General features: G+C 34.3%; 22 protein-coding genes. 17 read left to right on the forward strand and 5 right to left on the reverse strand.

The features are described 5' to 3' along the window. Nucleotides 1-51 precede the first annotated feature (51 nt). The 9 genes from ACFVR1_RS05970 to ACFVR1_RS06010 all read left to right on the forward strand — a co-directional run bounded on the left by ACFVR1_RS05970 (nt 52) and on the right by ACFVR1_RS06010 (nt 9,514). A complete protein-coding gene (locus ACFVR1_RS05970; protein WP_387581649.1) occupies nt 52-567 on the forward strand; it encodes a sigma-70 family RNA polymerase sigma factor in 516 nt (171 codons plus the stop codon). Beyond that, on the forward strand, nt 560-1,873 hold the full coding sequence (locus ACFVR1_RS05975; protein ID WP_387581652.1) for a DUF4179 domain-containing protein: 1,314 nt from the start codon (nt 560-562) through the stop codon (nt 1,871-1,873). Before ACFVR1_RS05970 ends, ACFVR1_RS05975 begins: the two co-directional genes overlap by 8 nt. A gap of 338 nt (nt 1,874-2,211) precedes the next feature. Continuing rightward, nucleotides 2,212-3,420: an MFS transporter gene (locus ACFVR1_RS05980; RefSeq protein WP_387581654.1), complete on the forward strand. Its 1,209-nt coding sequence runs from the start codon at nt 2,212-2,214 to the stop codon at nt 3,418-3,420. Between the two features lie 17 nt (nt 3,421-3,437). After that, a complete protein-coding gene (locus tag ACFVR1_RS05985; RefSeq protein ID WP_387581657.1) occupies nt 3,438-4,118 on the forward strand; it encodes a PadR family transcriptional regulator in 681 nt (226 codons plus the stop codon). Beyond that, entirely contained in the window at nt 4,115-5,203 is a 1,089-nt protein-coding gene (locus ACFVR1_RS05990; RefSeq protein ID WP_387581659.1) for a sensor histidine kinase, read from the forward strand. Before ACFVR1_RS05985 ends, ACFVR1_RS05990 begins: the two co-directional genes overlap by 4 nt. Nucleotides 5,204-5,205: 2 nt before the next feature. Further along, nucleotides 5,206-5,841, forward strand: coding sequence for a response regulator (locus ACFVR1_RS05995; RefSeq protein ID WP_387581662.1), 636 nt, complete (start codon nt 5,206-5,208; stop codon nt 5,839-5,841). A gap of 405 nt (nt 5,842-6,246) precedes the next feature. Continuing rightward, nucleotides 6,247-7,179: an ABC transporter ATP-binding protein gene (locus tag ACFVR1_RS06000; protein ID WP_387581664.1), complete on the forward strand. Its 933-nt coding sequence runs from the start codon at nt 6,247-6,249 to the stop codon at nt 7,177-7,179. A gap of 17 nt (nt 7,180-7,196) precedes the next feature. Next, a complete protein-coding gene (locus tag ACFVR1_RS06005; protein WP_387581667.1) occupies nt 7,197-8,426 on the forward strand; it encodes an ABC transporter permease in 1,230 nt (409 codons plus the stop codon). Further along, complete coding sequence (locus tag ACFVR1_RS06010; RefSeq protein ID WP_387581669.1) at nt 8,423-9,514, forward strand: ABC transporter permease; 1,092 nt, start codon at nt 8,423-8,425, stop codon at nt 9,512-9,514. The genes ACFVR1_RS06005 and ACFVR1_RS06010 overlap by 4 nt, the downstream gene beginning before the upstream one ends. Before the next feature lie 79 nt (nt 9,515-9,593). On the opposite strand, the gene ACFVR1_RS06015 is transcribed toward ACFVR1_RS06010, so the two are convergent. Continuing rightward, on the reverse strand, nt 9,594-10,124 hold the full coding sequence (locus ACFVR1_RS06015) for a helix-turn-helix domain-containing protein (RefSeq protein WP_387581671.1): 531 nt from the start codon (nt 10,122-10,124) through the stop codon (nt 9,594-9,596). 234 nt (nt 10,125-10,358) lie between these two features. On the opposite strand from ACFVR1_RS06015, the gene ACFVR1_RS06020 reads away from it, so the two are divergent. From ACFVR1_RS06020 to ACFVR1_RS06035, 3 genes are all read left to right on the forward strand, one after another. Beyond that, nucleotides 10,359-10,751 carry a DoxX family protein gene (locus ACFVR1_RS06020; RefSeq protein WP_387581674.1) on the forward strand — a complete coding sequence of 131 codons (393 nt, stop codon included), beginning with the start codon at nt 10,359-10,361 and terminating at the stop codon, nt 10,749-10,751. Between the two features lie 430 nt (nt 10,752-11,181). Beyond that, nucleotides 11,182-12,480, forward strand: a complete 1,299-nt coding sequence (locus ACFVR1_RS06030; RefSeq protein ID WP_387581679.1) for an arsenic transporter — start codon at nt 11,182-11,184, stop codon at nt 12,478-12,480. 67 nt (nt 12,481-12,547) lie between these two features. Next, entirely contained in the window at nt 12,548-13,030 is a 483-nt protein-coding gene (locus ACFVR1_RS06035; protein ID WP_387581681.1) for a GNAT family N-acetyltransferase, read from the forward strand. Nucleotides 13,031-13,451: 421 nt separating this feature from the next. Here ACFVR1_RS06035 and ACFVR1_RS06040 read toward each other — a convergent pair whose 3' ends face one another. The 3 genes from ACFVR1_RS06040 to ACFVR1_RS06050 form a co-directional block, all read right to left on the reverse strand. Beyond that, nucleotides 13,452-13,724, reverse strand: coding sequence for a hypothetical protein (locus ACFVR1_RS06040; protein WP_387581683.1), 273 nt, complete (start codon nt 13,722-13,724; stop codon nt 13,452-13,454). 68 nt (nt 13,725-13,792) lie between these two features. After that, nucleotides 13,793-14,257 (reverse strand): hypothetical protein, encoded by a 465-nt coding sequence (locus tag ACFVR1_RS06045; RefSeq protein ID WP_387581685.1) that lies wholly within the window; start codon nt 14,255-14,257, stop codon nt 13,793-13,795. Nucleotides 14,258-14,381: 124 nt separating this feature from the next. Further along, entirely contained in the window at nt 14,382-15,299 is a 918-nt protein-coding gene (locus tag ACFVR1_RS06050; protein WP_387581687.1) for a hypothetical protein, read from the reverse strand. A gap of 258 nt (nt 15,300-15,557) precedes the next feature. Between ACFVR1_RS06050 and ACFVR1_RS06055 the strand changes: the two genes are divergently transcribed. Then, nucleotides 15,558-15,962, forward strand: coding sequence for a hypothetical protein (locus ACFVR1_RS06055; protein ID WP_387581689.1), 405 nt, complete (start codon nt 15,558-15,560; stop codon nt 15,960-15,962). 133 nt (nt 15,963-16,095) lie between these two features. Here the strand turns inward: ACFVR1_RS06055 and ACFVR1_RS06060 are convergent, their stop codons facing one another. Continuing rightward, nucleotides 16,096-18,285, reverse strand: coding sequence for a DNA topoisomerase III (locus ACFVR1_RS06060; protein ID WP_387581692.1), 2,190 nt, complete (start codon nt 18,283-18,285; stop codon nt 16,096-16,098). Between the two features lie 740 nt (nt 18,286-19,025). On the opposite strand from ACFVR1_RS06060, the gene ACFVR1_RS06065 reads away from it, so the two are divergent. The 4 genes from ACFVR1_RS06065 to ACFVR1_RS06080 are packed head-to-tail and all read left to right on the forward strand — an operon-like array spanning nt 19,026 to nt 21,381. Next, entirely contained in the window at nt 19,026-19,439 is a 414-nt protein-coding gene (locus ACFVR1_RS06065; protein WP_387581694.1) for a BlaI/MecI/CopY family transcriptional regulator, read from the forward strand. Nucleotides 19,440-19,442: 3 nt separating this feature from the next. Beyond that, nucleotides 19,443-20,291 (forward strand): M56 family metallopeptidase, encoded by an 849-nt coding sequence (locus ACFVR1_RS06070; protein WP_387581696.1) that lies wholly within the window; start codon nt 19,443-19,445, stop codon nt 20,289-20,291. Nucleotides 20,292-20,333: 42 nt separating this feature from the next. After that, nucleotides 20,334-20,987: a DsbA family protein gene (locus ACFVR1_RS06075; RefSeq protein WP_387581699.1), complete on the forward strand. Its 654-nt coding sequence runs from the start codon at nt 20,334-20,336 to the stop codon at nt 20,985-20,987. Beyond that, nucleotides 20,977-21,381 carry a disulfide oxidoreductase gene (locus tag ACFVR1_RS06080; RefSeq protein WP_387581702.1) on the forward strand — a complete coding sequence of 135 codons (405 nt, stop codon included), beginning with the start codon at nt 20,977-20,979 and terminating at the stop codon, nt 21,379-21,381. The genes ACFVR1_RS06075 and ACFVR1_RS06080 overlap by 11 nt, the downstream gene beginning before the upstream one ends. Nucleotides 21,382-21,779: the final 398 nt, after the last annotated feature.

The following is a 21,779-nucleotide window of genomic DNA, read 5'->3' on the forward strand; positions in this document are numbered from 1 at the left end:
TTTCGTACTTCGAATGTCTAATGTATAACATAATCGAAATGGGGTGATGTGATGGAGGAAGTTGAAGTCGCAAGTTGCGCAATAAAAGGGGACGAACAGGCTTTTATACAATTAATGCAATTAAATAGAGAAGATTTATATAGAACAGCTTTTGCATTTTTAAAAAATGAACACGATGCAGTCGAAGCAATGCAAGAAGTAACATTCAGAGCTTTTCAAAAAATACATACCGTAAAAGAGCCCAAATATATGAAAACCTGGCTTATCCGAATAATGATGAATTACTGCCAAGATCAGTTGAAAAAGAAGAAGCGATTTATTTCGAATGAAGTTCTGCAAGAGGCGGGCTATTCAGTGGATTCTACTATGGAGTTAGAAGAAGCTATAGCATCCTTGTCTAGTGACGAGCAGCAGTTAATATTTCTGAAATACTTTCAAAATACAAAGATTAAAGAAATCGCAGAAATAAAGAAGATTCCAGAAGGAACCGTAAAGTCGAGACTCCACACAGCACTAAAATCACTAAGAAATTTCATGACAGAGAAAGGAGATGCAGATCATGTATGAAAAAGAAGAAGAAATGTTGGACGAATCAAGAAAGCAATTGGAGCAAACCGAGATACCTGACCAACAAATAATGAATGCAATCCAGCAAGGCTTGCTCCAAGCTAAAAATAAAAAAAGAAAACGAAAAAATACGCTTTGGACTCTTTCAGTTGCCGCTATCCTAATGCTCTCCCTCGTGACATCTATTCGTGTGTCACCTGCTTTTGCAAGCGCGATTGCCTCTATACCAGGGATGGAGAGATTTGTTGATTTATTTCTAATTGATAAAGGATTAGAAGCTATTATTGAAAATGAATACTATGAGCCGATAGGTGTCAGTCAGGTAAAAGACGATATGACATTCACCATAGATGGAGTTATTTTAGATGAGACTGGAATGGAAGTTTTTTATACAATAGAGGCACCATCTTCCATTGAAAATATTATGTATGACAATGTTGATGTATTAAACGACGGTAGAAGTTTAAGCGATAATGCAGCCATTTCTTACGGATTCCATGGACAGGAAAAAACAAATCGAATAGAAGAACAGTTAAGCTTTAATTTTGCAGAAGCACATCAGTTTGCTTCAAAGCAATTTGAATTGAAATTTCAATTAAAGAATGAAAAGAAAACGACCTTCAATATTCCATTTACTATTAAAAATGACATTAAAAAAGGGAAAGTCTATTCAGTAAACCAAGAAGTAGAGATGGATGGTCAAAAGATGTTGGTGAAAAAAATTACTGTATATCCACTTCGCGTAGCAATAAATTTAGAATTTGATGAACAGAATAATATGGAGATTTTACAATTTGAAGATATGCGCATTGAAGATGAAAACGGGGAAGTATGGAGTTCCATTCAAAATGGAACTACTGGTTTTGGTGGAGTAGAAAATAAAGAAAGAACTTATTTTTTGCAAAGTAATTATTTTAACCAACCGAAAAAGTTGTTTTTTAAGTTTGATAAAGTGCAGGCGCTGCCTAAAGAGGAGAGCTATTTACTAATTGATTTGGAGAAAAAAGAAGTATTGAATAAACCAGCAGACGGGCAATTGGAAGTTATGAATATTAGTAACAATTCAGTTGAGGTAAAAATCCCACAAATTAAAGAAAATCACATGTATGAGCTTTTTGCAGATGCTAAAAATGCAAAAGGTGAAAGGATCGATATGCCATCCCAAAGTATGCATGGAGATGGGGATGGAGAATATAATTACACTACTATTAACCTGGATTCTAAAAACATTGTAAATCCAATTAAACTCTATTTCTCTGCATATCCAAATTACTTAGACGGCTCTGTTTCTGTTCAGATTAAATAAAGTGGCGTATTTGTTTTCCGCTAAATGGATAAGGGAGATCAAATTGAGTGTGAAAGCAACCAATTCACTAACTAAAGCAACCAATTTGCAAACAGGAGCAATCAATTCTACGAAAAGCTTCCGTAGGAGTACTCAATTCAATAAAAAGCAGATTCGTAAAGGAAAAAAGACTCAAACAGTTGTTGTAAACAACTTTTGAGTCTTTTTATTTGGTAGTTAGTAGATTTCTTAGCTACCTATAATATTCAATACTTTTTATATGTAAACATTTATATATAAATGTTTACATATAAAAAATATTGAAGTACACTATATAAAAAATTAATGGAGGTTTTTACATGCAATTACTTCGTGAAAAGGCTTTTGGAAATTTATTTACTGGCAGAGTGCTTAGTATATTTGCGGATTCGATTATGTTTTTTTCTTTAATGAAATGGATAGAACTTTACTCAAGCAGTTCTACTTCTTTTACTTGGTTTTACATTGCCTATTATTTGCCCATGACTATTTTTGCACTTCCTATTGGGGCTTGGTTAGAGGATAAAACACTTCAAAAAGTTATGGTATTTTCAGATGGAATTCGCGTTTTCATTTTAGTATTATTTTTATTGACGATGAGCTTCATCCAAGTAGAATGGACCTATTTGTTATTAATGATTATCAGTTTATTAGGGTTGTTTTTTGTGCCCGCTAGCCAGTCATTATTACCGTTTGTTGTAAAACAAGAGGATCGTGCAAAAGCAAATAGTATCTTTCAATTAGGATTTACGGTTGTACGTATGATTGGTCAAATTACAACTGCAGCACTTATAAAACTTGGGACCCCAATCCCTATTCTTTTATTGATTGTTGCTAGTTGTTTACTGCTATCTTTGGTTTTTATTTGGAATGTAAAACCATGGTTTCGCAAAGAAGCCCCAGAGACAGTAGGACAATGGGAATTGATGATGAATGGAATACGCTATATAGCAATTCACCAGACGCTAAAGCAACTTTTTCTATTACTTGCCTTTGCAATGCTAATTGTATCGTCCATCGATCTTGTCCTAATTTCGTTTTTAACTGAGCATTTAAAAGTTGGGGTAGAAAATCTGAGTTTTATAGGAACGTCATCTTTAATAGGTATTATCATAGGAGCGAGTATTACACCAAAATTGTATCGTAAAGTAGATCGAAAAAAACTTATTATTCCATCGCTATTTGCTATATGCTGTACATTAGGTGTTCTTCTTTTTGTGAAAACTTGGTGGTTTATTTTGCCTTTATTTACGATACAAGGAATAGCATTAGGTGTTTATCAAGTTACGTTTGTTACCTATTTGCAAGATGTTGTGGCAAAAGAGCACTATACGAGAACTTTTAGTTTGTTTCATATGATCACAAGTTCAATGGCATTACCTGGAATAGCAGTGTTTGGGTTATTATTAAATAAGATTGGAACGATGAATTCAATAAAAATGATGGTAAGCGCCATTTTCTTTCTAGCGGTGACAAGTTGCTTTACAGTACCTGCACTTGGGAAAGGAGAGACAGATAGTCCATCTTAGAAGAGGAGAGGAATTGATTGTCTTTAAAATATGGAATGCTCGGACTTTTAAGTAAATGGGATGCAACAGGTTATGAGATAAAAAAAGAATTTGATTCTTTCATGAGCATTTTTTGGCATACTCACCTTTCGCAAATTTACCCAGAGCTAAGTAAGTTAGAAAAAGAAAAATTGATTAATAGTAGAATGATTCCACAAGATGGGAAACCCGATAAAAAGTTATATTCTATTACAGATGAGGGAAGGAAAGAGTTATTCCAATGGCTAGAAGCAGCACCAGAGTCGCCTAATATAAAAGATTCCTTTTTAATGCAAGCCTTTTTTATGGATAATCTGTCTGCAAAAGACGTTATTTTCCAGTTAAAATATTATCAAAAGGAACGCGAAGATAGGTTAAAAAAATTAAAACAAATCCTTTATGAAAAGTGGCAACTTATTAAAGAAGGAAATAAGTTTACTACACGAATATTAATGAGTTCAGTTGTATTGAAGAGAGGTCTTGAGCAAGAGGAGGAATACATTCTTTGGTGTAAACGAACAATCGAACTTGTAGAATCCATGGAGCACTTATGGAATGTTGAAAAGGATAATGGGGTAGCTACAGTAGGAGATGTAACTGACCTATTATATCGGTATTTTGAAGTGGAGGATGAAGAAGGATTAAAGAGCAGATTTAACTCTGGAGATTTTTTAGAATGAAAGAATTTGCGATTCGCTTTAATGCATTTACGTTGCTATGGTTGTTTTTCATCTTTTTAGCATATAATGATTCTTCTTCTTTATCATTGATTATTACACTTTTTGCAACATCGTTAACCTTGCATTTTTTTATTCCTATTGTAAAAAAGCCGCTAGTTCTTTATTTGGTAGGTCAAATAATTCTTATTTCTACGTTGTTTTGGACTTCCAGTTTTGAATATATGTTACCTCTAATTGCACTAAGTCTACTAGAAGGTGCATTTCAATTACAGGAACGACAATTGAGGGTGCTTGTTGTTGTAACGTTCGTTTTTGCAATTACAAGTTTAATATACGCACATTCATCCTATGCAATTAGTGGGTTGTTTGTTTTGTTCGGTATTGTCTGTTTATTTCTCAATCGCTATATTAATGAGGCAAAAGAGAAGCGTGAACTATATGAGGAGCTACTTGGTGAGTACCGAAATTTAAAACGTACTTCTTTACAGCAGGAAGAAGTTGTTCGATTAGAAGAACGTACACGTGTTGCTAGAGATATTCATGATTCTGTTGGACATAAACTAACTGCACTTTTAATACAGTTAGAAATGGATTCGATGACAGGAAATTATGCCAATGTTGTCGAATTAAAAAAACTAGCAAAAGATAGTTTAGAAGAAACAAGGCATGCTGTTCGTCAGTTAAAGCGGGAAGAAATAACAGGTATACAATCAGTGCTCCTACTTATTCGTAAGCTAGAATCCGAAAGTCATCTACTCGTTCGCTTTATTACAGAAAAAGGCGCACTATCTATTCCGCTTACTAATACACAAAGTATTACATTATACCGCGTGCTTCAAGAAGCACTAACGAATGCCATGAAACACGGTGCGTCTCGGGAAGTGGAAGTAACGCTTAGAAAAACATCTACAGGGGCATTACAATTTTTAGTAAACAATAAAATATCCAGTAGTAAACCAATTGAATTAGGGTTCGGATTGACAAATATGAAAGCTAGAGTAGAGGAATTAGAAGGAGAACTCAGAGTCTTGCGAACAGAGGAGCGCTTTCAAATTGAAGGATCATTTCCTGTAAAGGAGGTTTGAGCATGCCAAAAAAGATTTTAATAGTAGAGGATCAAGCGATTGTAAGGCAAGGCTTGCGTATGATGATTGATCTAGACGATGCTTTTACGGTTGTAGCGGAAGCAAGTAATGGAAAAGAAGCAATTTCCGTACTTGAACTGAATGCGATTGATATAGTGCTCCTTGATATTCGGATGCCAGAAATGAATGGTGTGGAGGCAACAAAAAGAATAAAGGAACGCTGGCCACAAGTTAAAATTTTGATATTAACTACATTTGATGATGATGAGTATGCAATTCAAACGTTAAAAGACGGGGCAAGTGGCTTTATGCTAAAAACTGCAGAACCTAATAAACTAATAGCAGCCATCCACAGCATTTCAACGGGTGGCCTTGTATTAAATGAAGAAGTTGCTGCTAAAATGATGCCTCGACTCCTGCAAAAAAATAGTGAACCAATAGTCGAACATACTTTAACTGTAAGAGAAATTGATATTTTGAAACTAGTAGGAGAAGGGAAGACGAATAAAGAAATAGCCGAAGCGCTTTTTCTATCCATTGGCACTGTAAAAAATCACATTACGCATATTTTACAACAGCTTGGACTTCGTGATCGTACCCAGCTGGCTATTTACGCAGTAAAAAATGGCTTCGTTTAATAGGAGTTGTCCCGAAAATGACTTTGGGGCAACTCCTTTCTTATGACGAGAGGTCAAATTAAGCACTTTCAATTGGCGATAAGAAAATTTGAAAAGATATCTAGCGATTTGGATGGTGGATCTTGCGATTCGCACATTTTTTTGTAAAAAGTCATTCCAACATGAGAGTAACGGACAAAATATTGAGTGAATGCATGGATATGTTGCGAATACCTCTTCCTATATTGCGAGTACACTCAACAATCTTGCGAGTAATGGACAAAATATTGCGCGCTACATAACTATTTGCGACTAAATAAGAATCCCTTTTTCTATTTAGTGACGGAGGTCATGTGTAGAAATGACTTAAGATAGTGGGGAGCAGGCATAAATTATCATATAGTGATTTGGAAGGGAGCGATCGATATGTTAGAAGCTGTAGGATTATCTAAAATGTATAAAAAAGTAAAAGCGGTTGATAATCTTAGTCTCTATGTTGAGAGAGGGGAGATTGTAGGGTTGCTTGGTCCAAATGGTGCAGGGAAATCGACGGCGATTGCGATGATTTCTACACTCATTCCAACTTCAAATGGAGATGTAAGAATTGATAATAAAAGTGCGTTGCAACATCCAAATGATTTGCGAAAAATACTTGGGGTGGTTCCACAAGAAATCGCCTTATATGAAGAGTTAACAGCACGTGAAAATTTAAAGTTTTTTGGGCGTATTCATAAAATGCCGAAAGACCAACTTAAAGTACGAATTGAAGAAGTACTTGAGCAAATTGGTTTGCATGATCAACCTAAAAAGCTTGTAAAACACTATTCAGGAGGGATGAAGCGTCGTCTTAATATCGGTGCTGCATTGTTACACGAGCCTCAATTTCTTATTATGGATGAACCAACAGTTGGTATAGATCCACAATCTAGAAATTATATATTAGAAACAGTGAAGCTTTTGAATAAAGAAAAGAAAATGTCCATTTTGTATACGAGTCATTATATGGAAGAAGTCGAGTATCTATGTGATCGCATTTATATTATGGATTCAGGTCATATTATTGCTTCTGGGAGTAAAGATGAGATTAAAAACATTTTATCCTCTGAAAAAACGATTCATATAAAGCTTGAACGCACTGTAGCAGAGTTTGTTGAAGGGTTAAAGCGTGAAACGGTTATTTCACAACTTCATGAAAAAGGAGAAACAATAGTTGTGACCGTTGCGAAAGACGTGAATTTATTTCCTAAATTATTGTCCTTATCTGAGCAAACTGGAGCTGTATTAGTGAGCGTGGATGTGGATGCGCCAAGTTTAGAGGATGTGTTCCTTCATTTAACCGGAAAAGCACTACGAAACTAAGAGGGGAGCGAGTGATAATGTTTAATGCTTTTATGAAAAAGCAGTTTCTCTTGTTTCTTCGTTCGCCACAAGAGTTGCTTATTTTATTATTGATGCCGTTTGTTCTTATTAGTATTCTTGGATTTGCACTTGGTTCAATAATGGATGGTGACGACGGACCTCCTCTGAAGTTGAAAGTAGGGATTGTTGAGCATACAAGTGAACAGCAGGAGTTAAGAGATATTGAAAAGCAGTTTGGAGAAATACCAAATATTAATACCTTATTACCACTTCATATATTAAAAGAACAATTATTTAACAGTGAAGAAGTAAAATCGTTTGTCACATTGGATGTAATTAGTCCAGAAAAATTAGAGGAAGCCAAAAAAGATGATGATTATGCTGCCATCATTGAAGTGCCAGAGAATTTTAGCCTGAATACGATCAAGGCAATTTTTCTTGAAAATCAAAAGAAACCTGAGCTAATACTGTATTCGAACGAAACAAAAAGTTTATCAGCTAGTGTGGTACAAAGCTTAATTGATTCATTTCAACAACAGTATTCGAGAATGGTGCTTCTTGGGAAAAATAAATTCTTAGTAGAACCGGTGAATGTGGATATTATTTCTGATATTCAAACAATCGATAACCACAAACCTGTTGGTGCAAGTGCGTATTACACAATTGGCATGAGTGTTATGTTCGTACTGTTCGCTGCAGTTAAAGCATCCGCAGTGGCCTTTGGTGAAAAACAATTATATTTATTTGACCGAATTTTGCTTGCAAATGTATCACGATGGACTTATTTATTAAGTGTTTTTGCATCGACAGTGGTGTTAGTAATTGCACAGCTATTGATTTTATTTGGTGGTGCATACTTAGTTTATGGGGTTAAGTTCCCGACATTTTCAGTATTTTTGTTAATAACGTTAATGCTTGGCTTAGTTATCGGTGCTATTGCTGCTTTGTTAACTTCTATTAACTATCGCGTAGGTTCGTTGAATGCTTCTAGATTATTTCAATCTATGTTTGCTTCGATGCTTGCATTTTTAGGAGGAAGTTTTTTTCAAGTGAGTGGTTTCTCAGACTTCTTTAATATCGCTGGAAATCTAACACCAAATGGAGCTGCGATGTCTGCCTATTTAAAATTAATGCAAGGGGATAGTTTGAAAGAAATAAGTAGTCATTTATATGTACTAGCAATCTTAGCTATTGTTTTATTAAGCGTTTCCATATCGCTATTTCCAAAAAAGGGGGGAGTAGCATGATTGGTATTATCTTAGCAAAATTACAATTGTTTTTTAGGAAACCGGCAACATTTATTATTATGACTGCTATTAGTATAATATTTGCCTATACTGTCGGGCTAGGTGGACAGGGAAAGATTGAAATTCCAGTGTATACAACACTTACTAACACAGAGGAACTATTAGAACATCTTAATGAATCAGAAAGTTTTTCGTTTGTAAAAAGTACAAAAGAAGATGCAGAAAATGAAGTAAGAGGAGGCCGAGTTGTCGCAGCAGTGGAGCTATTAGAAAAAGGGTTTACAATCATTCACTCCTCGGATGAAACGAATATACCACTGATTGAAAACGAACTTAGACTTGTATACGCAAAAAAACTACAGGATGAAAGTGTATTAGCACAAACAGATGAACCAGCTAAAGTAGAAGCACTGTTAAAGCAAGCGGAAGAAAGCCCACTCTTTAATGTGAAGCAGTCTAACTTTAAAAATGACCAGGAAAAAATTTATGATGGCAGGTTGCATAGCATTTTCGGTTTTTCACTCTTTTTCGTTATTTATACAATAGGAGGTAATGTATACCCTATTATGGAGGAGAAACAAAACCGTATTTGGGATCGACTAATATTATCTTCAGTTTACAAATGGGAAATGTATGCAGGTAATTTACTCTTCAGTTTTATAACTGGGTATGCACAAATATTCCTTATTTTTTGTACATTTCGTTATGTCGTAGGGGTGGATTTTTATGGTGGCTTTATGAAGACACTCATCGTTCTAATTCCATACGTTATTGCCATTGTAGCACTTTGCATTTTACTGGCATCATTAGCAGGAACACCAAGAAAGTATATGTCCTATTTGACAATCATAGCAACACCACTTGCAATGCTTGGCGGGGCTTATTGGCCGCTTGATATTGTAACCTCTAAAGTAATGTTATTTTTAGCAAAAATAACACCTGTAAATTATGGCATGCAACTATTAAACGGAGCAACAGTGAATGGCTATTCATATGGCGAGCTACTTGAACCAATGAGTATCCTTCTCTTGATGGCAGTTATCACGATGGGGATTGGCATAAATGTTATAGAGAAAAGAAATACGTAAAAGATGGTGATTCGAAAGCGACATAAAGCGGCTTTCAAATCACCCTTTTCTAGCATTACCTCAGAGTTTGAGCGTTTTGTCATAATTGACTGTCTTCCTTATAGACGGCAATCAGTAAGACGGCATCGTCTTCCCCGATGTTTTTAACAAAATGGGGGACACAGGCATTCCAGCTAAATGAGTCACCTGCGTGAGCGATTACGGAGTCTTCTCCTTGTTCTGCAAGAACGGTGCCCTTAAGTACGATATGGCTTTCTTCTCCTTCGTGAGCAATAGCTTCTCCAGTTGATGCGCCAGGAGGCAATTCAACATGCATCATTCGTAAACCACTTTGAGAAGTAAGATGTTCTATTTTAATATCATTAAATGTTGTATACACTCGCTCGGACTTCCTTACTACTTTCATATGTTGTTTTTTTTCAAGGAGTAAATAAGGCAACGGAACGTCCAAATAGACCGCAATTGTTTGCAGCGTATTGAGGGATGGGGAAGTATTATCGTTTTCGATGTTACTGATGAATCCTTTTGAGAGCCCTATTTGTTCGCTCATTTGCGCAATCGTTATTTTTTTTCGTTTACGTATATCTCGGATTTTTGAGCCGATTTCCACGTTAATCCCTCCCTAAATTGTATTTTATAAATAATATCGTAACACAAATATGTTGACGTTATCTATAAAGTGATGTTACTTTATAAGAAACATATATCTCTATTAGAATACTTTTTTATTGAAAGGAGAATACAAAGGGTGATTTTTTTAAAATTTAAGTTCACTCATATGAATAAAATATTTCTAAGAGGATATTGTAGAGGGATTCTTTAACAATGAAGGAAGGAAAGAGTAATGGATAAATTAGGAATTAGTACATTATTATTAAGACTTGTGTTAGGAATTAGCTTTTTTATACACGGACTTGCAAAATTTCAAGGTGGTATAGCTAATACTGTAGGATGGTTTGATAGCATTGGAATTCTAGGTTTCTTTGCATACGTAGTTGCTACATTGGAATTAGTAGGCGGCATTGCACTTATTTTAGGAATTGGAACTCGAGTAGTTTCTGCATTTTTTATTGTATTAATGATTGGTGCGATCGTAACAGTAAAATTTGCTGTCGGATTTTTAGGTACAGCCGATATGGCTGGTTATGAGCTAGATCTAGCATTCTTAGTAATTGCTCTATTTTTGGTGATAAACGGAAGCAAGTTTTTGTCAGTTGACGAAACAATTTTTAAATAAAACAGCATGATTATTATTTGAAAATGATGTACTAAATAAAAAAGAGCCTTCATGTCATGAACTGACCTAGAGATATGAGACACATATAAAAAACCTAATTAGGCTGCCGCAATTCCAAATTCTTTTGGCGTTTAGGTAGCCTAATTTTTCTTGGATACGCTCTTCATTGTAATGGTGAAGATATTCGTCAATTCGTTGCACAACACAGACATTGTTCAATGAATTAAACTTAATACAAAAACACCTCCGATTTAAGTACTTGTTTTAAATGTACTATTACCAAAGGTGTTTTATATTGTCTCACTATTTTAGGTTAGTTCATGAAAAGTAAATTTCAAGCTGCTTTTTTATTTGTTAAATAATTTATGCTCTCTCATTTTTATTACTATGGTAGTATTATTTGAGATTCGTTTATTATGGAGGGTTATATTTGGGTTCTACAATTACGGCAATCATTATTTTCGTTATTACGCTCGCACTTGTGATTTTACAACCGAGAAATTTATCGATTGGCTGGTCAGCATGTGGAGGAGCAGTAATTGCCCTATTAGTTGGAGTAGTCGATTTTCGAGATGTACTCGATGTAACAAGCATTGTGTGGAATGCGACACTTGCATTTATTGGGATTATTATTATTTCACTTATTTTAGATGAAATTGGATTTTTTGAATGGTCGGCGCTACATGTCGCTCGAGCTGCAAAAGGAAATGGCATTCGCATGTTCATATATGTGTCAATTCTAGGAGCAATGGTCTCTGCTTTATTTGCGAACGACGGAGCAGCCCTTATTTTGACTCCAATTGTACTTGCGATGGTTCGTAATTTGAATTTCAATGAAAAAATGGTGTTTCCATTTATTATAGCGAGTGGTTTTATTGCGGATACGACTTCGCTTCCATTCATCGTGAGTAACTTGGTAAATATCGTATCTGCTGATTTCTTTGGAATTGGATTTGTTGAGTATGCATCACGAATGATTATACCGAATCTTTTTTCATTAGTTGCTAGTATTGTTGTTTTGTTTTTATTTTTCCGTAAAAGTATCCCGAAAGATTATGATGCTGCCGAGTTAAAACGTCCGATGGATGCAGTAAGAGATATAAAAATGTTCAAGCTGTCTTGGTTTGTGTTAGTAATTTTACTCGTTGGGTACTTTTCTAGTGAATTTTTTGGAATTCCAGTTTCGTTTGTAGTTGGGATAATCGCCATTTTCTTTTTAGTTATGGCAAGAAGAAGTCCATCTATAAAAACAAAGAAGATAGTTAAAGGGGCACCTTGGAATATTGTATTTTTCTCCATTGGCATGTATGTCGTTGTATACGGACTTCAAAATGTAGGACTAACATCTGTTTTGGCAAAGGCTATCCAAGCTGCGGCGAATCAAGGCTTATTCGTAGGGACGATGGCAATGGGATTTATCGCAGCCATATTATCTTCCGTCATGAACAACTTGCCTACAGTTATGATTGATGCATTAGCAATTGCAGAAACCTCAACTACTGGTACAATACGTGAAGCATTAATTTATGCTAATGTAATCGGTTCTGATTTAGGCCCTAAAATTACGCCAATAGGATCCCTTGCAACGTTATTGTGGCTCCATGTGTTGTCTCATAAAGGGGTTAAAGTATCGTGGGATAGCTATTTTAAGGTAGGGATAGTGCTAACAATTCCAACACTATTCATTACGTTACTTGGGCTATACATATGGTTGGTGACTGTTTCGTAAAAATGAAAATTAATGACTTACTGCTGCGACAACTATTTTGGTTAAAGAAAGGGGGGATACAAAAAAAATGGAAATCATGAAATTTGACCCACTTGATACGGAAGAAGTTGTTTCTCTGTTTTATGATACGGTTCATTCAGTAAATTCTAGGGATTATTCACAATCCGAATTAGATGCTTGGGCACCGAGAAACGAAAAAGAAAACAAAGTGAAGTTATGGAAAGAATCTTTAGGCAGAAATATAACATATGTTGTTAAAATGAATAATAAAATTATTGGTTTTAGCGATTTAACACATAATGGACATCTAGATAGATTGTATGTTCATAAAGAATATCAAGGGAAGGGTATAGCAACAGCTTTAGTTGATATGCTTGAATCTGAAGCCAATAAATTAAATCTTTTAGAAATTGATACGGAAGCAAGTATTACCGCTAAACCATTTTTTGAACAGCGAGGGTATAAAATAATTTGTACACAAACGGTAGAACGAAAAGGTGTCAAACTGACTAATTATCAAATGATAAAAAAGGTAACATTTTTGGATTAACTCAAACTGATTAGCTAGTAGAATATCCGTTTTCCAGTAGTGTACATGTTGATTGAAGCGCAGGCAGTGACGAGGAGACTGAAGCCATGCCTGCGTAAAGTCCGCCATAAAATCTACTCTTCTAAAAAGGATCAGATTATAAATAATTGGTAATTTGAATCTATACTCCGAAGTCAGTTAAAGTATGTTCTTTTGATTTTCCGTTTCTGATTCTGATACTAACTTACAAAGGTAGCCAACGATGTATTCTCTTCGTGTTGTTTCTTCCATGTCATTATTATGTATAAGATCACTTTGCCTTTGTTTATAACTTTCCATAATATTGAATCCTCAAATTGTTTATATGGATGCGACATAGTAAAAATATTTCCCCCTAATACTTCTATATTATTTATTTCTTTTTCTATTAATCTGCCTCGTTTTAAAAACTCACTTTTTTCTTGATCAATTTTTCATAAGAAAATATTAAAATAGCACAAATAACTGCTACTCTTAAAAATGAAAATACATAGAAAAATGGGGAACCAACCATACCAAACGCTACTTCATTCTGAAGCACTTCTACATTATCCCAGGTACTTGAAATATCTGGAGTATAGTATTTTGTTTTAATGTAACCACCTATTACCGTGTAAACTATATAAATCAAATGAATTAACAATGAACCAATAATTGCTTGAAGAATTATCTTCATTTAAACAGCCCCCTCCACATTCCAAATCACCGTAATAAACTATAACTGTAATTATACTAACATGCCTGTTATTTTCTTTTTTCATTCCAAAATTCCATTAAGTTTTTGTTATATTCCTTTGGCTTTTCTATTAAACACCATTCAATTGAATGTGCTGTTGTTGGCATCCATTTCTTACGACGAATTCTAATCTTTTCGTGATTTGTGTAGTGTGGATAAATCACTGTGGCTTTAATATCATTGAAATTGCGATATTTTATATTTTCAATTTCTTCCCAATAAACTTTATTACCTTCTAAGTCAATTACAACACCTTCATCATCCCAATAAAATCCCTTGCCCTCAATTCTTTTTCTCAAAAGATAAATTGAATATCCTAAAAAACCAAATGAGACAATTAACACGATAATAGAAGGGAATATATTTGAGATTACTTCTTTTATATCCAGAAATAAACATAAGGGAAAAATACCCATAATCATAGTTAATAGTATAAAGAACCAAGATACTTTATACATTTTTACTTTTTCCAAACATAACAGCACCTTTTTAAACTAATTTATTTGTTATTTTATCAATTGGTCATCTACAAATATCAGCCCTCTGCCTGAAAAGAAAAAGGACTTATTAATTAGCAAAATTCTATTCGACTGCACTCTATATTTTGATTCGTGAAAAACGATTGTAAAGGTACTTACCAAAACGGGTACGATAATCGGAAAGGTTGTTTGTTAAAAATACCCCGAAGAATGAGTACATACCATGTGCCCAACTCATATAGAACAAATAAAAACCCCAATAAAGAGAAAAAAGTGCAATTACATAACGAACGACAATATTCAACTTCGTAAATTCCTTATCATGAGAAAACACTAATAGATATGCCACAAACCCAAACAGAATAAGAAGTAATAAACCGAGAAGTGCTAGAATGATATTCACTAAAAATACGATAGGCTTCCATATAGGACGGAAGGGGAAGTTATTAAATTCATCTTCGTTCGCTTGGTGGATCTCCAATTCTAGTTTTAACCCTTTTTCGAGGAAGGCTTCTTTATCTTCAAGATTAAAATCAATCTGTTCTAATGTGTTCGTAGCAGGATCTATTTGGTAGGTAGGGATACCGTTTTGGTTAAACCGTAAAAAAAGTTCGACTAAACCTATATCCATTTCCTCTGAAATTACAAAAGGATATTCTTTACTTGACGAAGAATCTGTTTTCTCTAACGATATTACAAAATGGTCATACCGTTTTCCTAAATTGTGTTCATTTGATTCATAGGTAATAGAAGACATTTGATCCCAAGCAATTGTTTTTCCTTCAAACTCACCATTTAAAAATGTAAACCCTATATCATCCATAAAAAATTGCTCTCGATTGTATTGGTTCTTCAGCAAGAAAATAATAACAATAATACACAAAACAGCTAATAGGAACGTGTACCATTCTAAGAACCTAATAAATAAAACTATTAATAATACCAAAATACCACTAAATATAATACGGCTCTTCGATTGCGAACGAATCATTCGGGTAGGTTTTGTTAGGTGCTCGTTTTCATATTTGTTGCTCATTTCAATATCCTCCATCTTGCAAAAAAATAGAAATAATTCCCTCTATGTATACCCTAATTATAATTGCAACCAATTTTGACAATTCACTTCTTTTTAACTACATAGATAATACTAACAGAAAGCAAATAATCAATCTTCTGGATAAAAATAGTATTTTTTCACATGCAAATGATGAAATTTTATTGTTATTTTGCTATGGAACTTCCATTAATTTGGAACGTATAAAGGAATAGGAGGAATTAAAAAGGAGGTAAAGGAATGAAAAAAAGAATAGGTTCATTATTTTTAAGTGTAATTTTCTTATTAGTAGCATGTTCGGAAGATGTTACTCAATACGAAGCAAAGGCTAGTGATTTTGAAGATGCAGGCTTTGAAAATACTAATAACCAGAGGATTGTAGCAATAGGTAAAGACTTATTTATTTTTGGTAATTTCAATACTAAAAGTAAAACAAGTATAGATAAAATATTGGAATCAGAGAATTTCGTTTCGGACCAGTCTTATCAAAAAAAATACAAAAACGTAAAAATTACAACAAAAAAAGATAAGTATTATATTACTGCTGATGGTGGTATATCATTAGAGTTTAAAAAAATAGGGGATCGCATTATTGTTGATGAAGAAGGTGTGGAATATTTCACAGAAAAATATCCAGAAAAATAAAATTTAGAAGCATTAATACTTTAAATAATAAAAGCCTTATACAATTAAATGTACTAAGGCTATTATTATTGGAATATTAAAATTTGTAGCAGATGTTTAGTCTAAAGTATTCAGGAATAGTGAAAGATTAATTTTACTCCAAATTCAACTTCTTTAAAGCTTCTGCAAGGGCGTTATTCACAGGCTCTTCTTCTTGATTTTGTTTTTTTAAGTACTTTTGCACATCACGTTTATCTACTTTTCCACCTGAACTCTTTTTACGACGTTCGAAAGCAGATAATTTTTCACGATACCCACATTTACATGTGAAGATTTGTCCTTCACCTTCTCCGCGAAGTTCGAGCTTTTTCTTACATTGTGGACAACGAGCGTTCGTTACTCTCGCAACGTTTTTACGGTGACCGCATTCACGATCTTGGCAAACAAGCATTTTACCTTTTTTGCCGTTTACTTCTAACATCGGTTTGCCGCAATCTGGACAGCTTTTAGTTGAAATATTGTCATGCTTAAATTTCTTATCGCTATTTTTGATATCACTAACGATTGTTTTCGTATAGACTTTCATTTCATTAATAAAAACGTTTTTGTTTAATTTACCTTTTGCAATAGCCTCTAGTTTTTGTTCCCATTCAGCTGTAAGGGCAGGGGTCTTCAAGTCTGAAGGAACTAAATCGAGCAATTGTTTACCTTTTGAAGTGAGGTAAATGTCTTTACCTTTTTTCTCCATAAGGAAAGAATTGAAAAGCTTTTCAATAATATCAGCTCTTGTAGCAACTGTTCCTAAACCACCCGTTTTATCGAGTGTTTTTGCTAGTTCCTTATCTTGTGTACCCATATATTTTGCTGGGTTTTCCATTGCAGAAAGTAAAGTACCTTCGTTAAACCTTGCAGGAGGTTTTGTTTGACCAGAAGTTTCTACAACCAGTTTAATTGCTAATTTATCGCCTTTTTCAATACGCGGAAGGATCTGTTCCTTCATTTCTTCAGCATTTTCCTCTTCATCAAAACGGTTTTCATACACTTCTTTCCAACCAGATGAAAGAATAGTTTTACCTTTTGCTACGAATGTTTCGTCTCCGATAGAAGCTTTAACAGTAATTTGTTCATATTCGAAAGGAGGGTAGAGTACTGCTATAAATCGTTTCACAACTAAATCATATATTTTACGTTCTTTATCCGTGAAGTTAGTTAAATTAACAATTTCTTCTGTTGGTATGATGGCATGATGATCCGATACTTTACTATCATCTACAAAGGCTTTATTTGCTTTGATTGGTTTAAGTAATACTTTGTTAGCAATTTGTCTGTATTGTCCGATGCCACATGACTTTAGACGTTCTTGCAGTGTTTCAACAATATCACTTGAGAGATATCTTGAATCTGTACGAGGATATGTTAATACTTTATGTCGTTCATACAATGTTTGCATAATGCCAAGCGTTTCTTTGGCAGAATATCCAAATATTTTATTTGCATCACGTTGTAGTTCTGTTAAATCGTAAAGTTGTGGTGCAAAGCTTTTCTTTTGTTTCTTATCAACTTCCACAATTGTACCTTGTTTTTTATCTACTTTTGCAACGATTTGTTCCACTTTTTCTTTGGAAAATGTACGAGTGTCGTTTGTTTGTTTATCTATCCATGTTAGCTTTAGTTTTTGGTCTGTATGTGCTTCCGCGCCATAATATGTTTTCGGTTTGAAGTTTCGTATCTCATTTTCTCGTTGTGCAATAATAGCTACTGTTGGAGTTTGCACACGTCCACATGATAACTGAGCATTAAATTTACTAGTAAGTGCCCGTGTCGCATTTAAACCGATATACCAATCAGCTTCCGAACGCGCAACTGCCGCATGATATAGGTTTTCGTAAGCCTTACCAGGTTTCAAATTTTGAAAACCTTCTTTAATTGCTTTATCTGTAACGGATGAAATCCAAAGACGTTTAATCGGTTTGTTTACTTTTACTTTTTCAATAATCCATCTAGCTACTAATTCACCCTCTCGTCCAGCATCAGTTGCTATGATAATATCACTGACATCAGTACGGACAATTTGGCTTTTGACAGCATTGTACTGCTTACTCGTTTGTTTAATGACAACTAACTTTAAGTCATTTGGAAGCATCGGTAAGTCTTCCAGATTCCAGGTTTTATATTTAGTATCGTATACTTCTGGATCTGCGAGTGTTACAAGATGCCCAAGTGCCCAAGTAACGATATATTTATCTCCTTCTAAAAATCCATTCCCTTTTTTATTGCAATTTAATACCCTTGCAATATCACGAGCTACGGAAGGTTTTTCTGCGATTACTACACTCTTTTTCATGTTAAAACATCCTTTCCACGGTAACCATTGAGTTTAAATATAGCATAAAACGTAGCGATTGGTAGAAAAGCATAGACTAAAGTTAAGCTATTAGATGTTACAGTTTAGTTAACTAAATATAATACAAAAAAACTATCACTCTGCTATGAGTAGACACTGTGGATGTGAAAGGAATTGAAACCTTTAGACTTCGCCATAAGCGAAAGGTCTTTGAATAGAAATATCCGAAGTGGAATAAATGTGAGGTATAAGTTACAAATGGATTTGTTTAATGAGTTTGCATTGGAGTTTATGAAGTAGATTTTTTAAGCGTTCTGGACAAAAAAAGACCTTTTTCAAGGTCTAATATGTTTCATTTCGCTATTAATATGTTCGCGAACAATTAATAACTCAATTACATCTTGAGTTGAATACGAATACGAAGAATTGTCAGGAATAAGTTCATTGAATTGGCGTACTATTTCATTAAGAGCTTCAACATAAAAGTTATTTATGGTTAATTCAAATTTAATCATACTATTCACCTTCTTTTTAAGTAGTATGAGTCGACTTGGATAGATTTATACAAGTAATAGTCTGATAGATAGATTTAAATGAAATTAAAAAACTAGAAATCAGCTAGCGGTTTTTATATTAAGTTAAAATTCATAAAATCGTTTTTATTACTGTATGAATTAAGTTTAAATACTTCCATTCGAAAATTAAATACACTACAATGAGTAATGTGAGGTGATAATATAGTGTTGATTCGAAAATTTAAGATTAATGAAAGTGGATTAAACCGCTTTTTTGGACCTCTTGAGGCTAAGATTATGGACATTTTATGGAACGATGTTGAAATGACTATTAAAGATGTTCAGCAAGTTCTTGATCGGGAAAAAATAACGAACTTCAACACAGTTATGACTGTCATGAATCGATTAGTAGAAAAGGGAATTCTTCAAAAGAGGGTAGAAGGAAGATCATCTTTATATCAACCGATTCAAACGAGAGTTGAGTTTTTAAATACACAGTCAAAAGAGATGACAAACGAACTAATGGATGAATTCGGAAACGTTGTCGTAAGTCATATGCTAGATGCACTGGAAGACGTAGATGATGAGCTTGTTGCTAAACTCGAACATAAAATTAAAGAATTGAAAAAGGAATTATAATATATGTCTAAACGTCAATCTTCTCTTATGTTTTTCGTGTCACTTATCATTTCAGGTACAATTTTTATTCAAATGGCTTTATACGTTATAGCTATGTTAGCAGGCTGGAATATCAAGTTTAATCTTGTTGAAGTATGTCACAGTACATTAAAATCAATTGGATTGTCCTCACTTGAATATGTTCTCGATGCGCTAGTAATTTATACGTTACTATTTTCGTTTTGGAAAATGGGTTCGCAGTTAGTTCATGCTTCTCGAATGAAAAGAAGATTTCAGCAATATAGAGAGAAAATGTTGACAATCGAAATGAATGAAACGTATAAAGATGGAGTAGATGACTTGATTGTTATCTCGTATCCGGGACCAATTGCTATTACCATGGGGTTTATTCGACCTAAAATTGTTATTTCAACAGGTTTGATAAATCTTTTAAATGAAGAGGAATTAAAAGCAGTCATATCGCATGAGAAATACCATAAAGAAAATCGCGATCCGCTAAAAATTTTTTTGCTATCTCTTTTCGCGTCTACGATGGGCTATATTCCCATACTGAAATGGTTTAATCAGAAATATAGAATCATTCAAGAAGTATTGGCTGATGAATTTGCGATTGAAAAACAGAAAACGTCGGTGTATTTGGGCAGTGCCCTTTTGAAAATGTTAAAGGTAGGGAAACAAGAAAAAATGCCTTTTACGTATGTGTCATTTGCAGATACGTCTGTAAATTACCGGATTGAATATATGTTAAATCCAGTAAAGGATATCCGATTAAATATTCCGGTGGAGGTAGCGTTCATATCTTTAACCATTTTTAGTTTAATCTGTGCATTTTTTATTTACGCGTTAGCGTAAATTTTTCACCAATCACACTACATAGTGTAGTTATAATTAGGAGTGTTTATTTTGTCTAAGAAAATATTTTGGATTATCGGTATAGTAGCAGTTTGTTTAATAGCGATTGTTGTGCTAACAGATGTGAAAGAAAAAGCAGTAAATATTGATTACGAAGGACAACCGTTTCTTGGCGAAGAGTCAGCGCCAGTTGAAATTGTTGAATTTGGTGATTATAAATGTCCACACTGTGAAGAGTTTAATAATAGTCTCTTTCCCATCATTAACAAGGAATTAGTGGAAACAGGCAAAGCTAAATTTTACTTCATGAACTATTCATTTATTGCTGCTGATTCGACAACAGCTGCACAATTTGCGGAAACAGTTTACAAGGAACTTGGCAATGAAAAGTTCTGGGAATTCCATAATCTACTGTTCGCAAATCAAACAACAGAGTCCGGTCAAGAAAATGTAATGACAGAAGAATTTTTAAAAGCAGTTTTAGAGAAAGTTGCAAGTCTAGAAGAAACGGAAAAAGTAATGCTTTCTTTCAGTAAAAACAAAGGGAAAGAAGCTTGGGATAAAGATATGGCTACCGCAAGAAATCTAGGAGTATCTTCAACTCCAGCGATCTTTATTGGCGGAAAAGAATTCAAGGGAAGAACAATGGATGATTTTATAAAAATGGTGGAAGAGGCTGCTGCAAGTGGTAAATAAACCTCTTCTCTTAGCATGGATAACAGCCATATTAGCAATGGCAGGAAGTTTGTTTTTTAGTGAACGTATGGGTTTTATTCCTTGTACACTTTGCTGGTATCAACGAATTTTGATGTATCCACTTGTCTTTTTCCTAGGCATTGCTTTTTACCGAAATGATCGAGATATTTATAAGTATGTTTTGCCGATTTCGGTACTTGGCATGGCTGTTTCAAGTTATCATTATGCGTTGCAAAAAATCCCTTCCATGCAAGAATTCAGTGCATGTACGAGTGGAGTTCCATGCTCAGGTCAATATATTAACTGGTTCGGTTTTGTAACAATTCCTTTTTTAGCGCTAATAGCTTTTACCATCATCACAATTATGATGCTAATGCTTATGAAACGTAAATAATATAAGTTTTCTTTTGCCTTCCTTAAATTGATAGGGAGGCTCTTTTTTTTAAAAAAAGATAAGAAAGTATATGAATTATCGTCCTGCGAAACCATTGTTCATAGTACTTTAAAGGATTAAATAATACCGCGGATTTCCGTTTCGGTGGACGCGTTCCGCGAAGTGAGCGATGAACCATCACCGCCGCTACGCGTTCGTTGTGACGGCTCATCTGTCTCCCAGAGGAACAAAGGCTAAGAGCGCCACATCGTGTGGCAACGCCTTCGTGACCAACATCCTGTTGGCCTCCGACTGGAGTCGCCACCTTTCACTACAATCCATTAAGGAGTTCCCTAACAAAAAGATTTAGAACAGTTATCGCTCAGAGGATAAAATATAGTTCCCTAACTAATTTTCAT

Source organism: Psychrobacillus sp. NPDC058041, assembly GCF_042885655.1.
GTDB lineage: Bacteria > Bacillota > Bacilli > Bacillales_A > Planococcaceae > Psychrobacillus.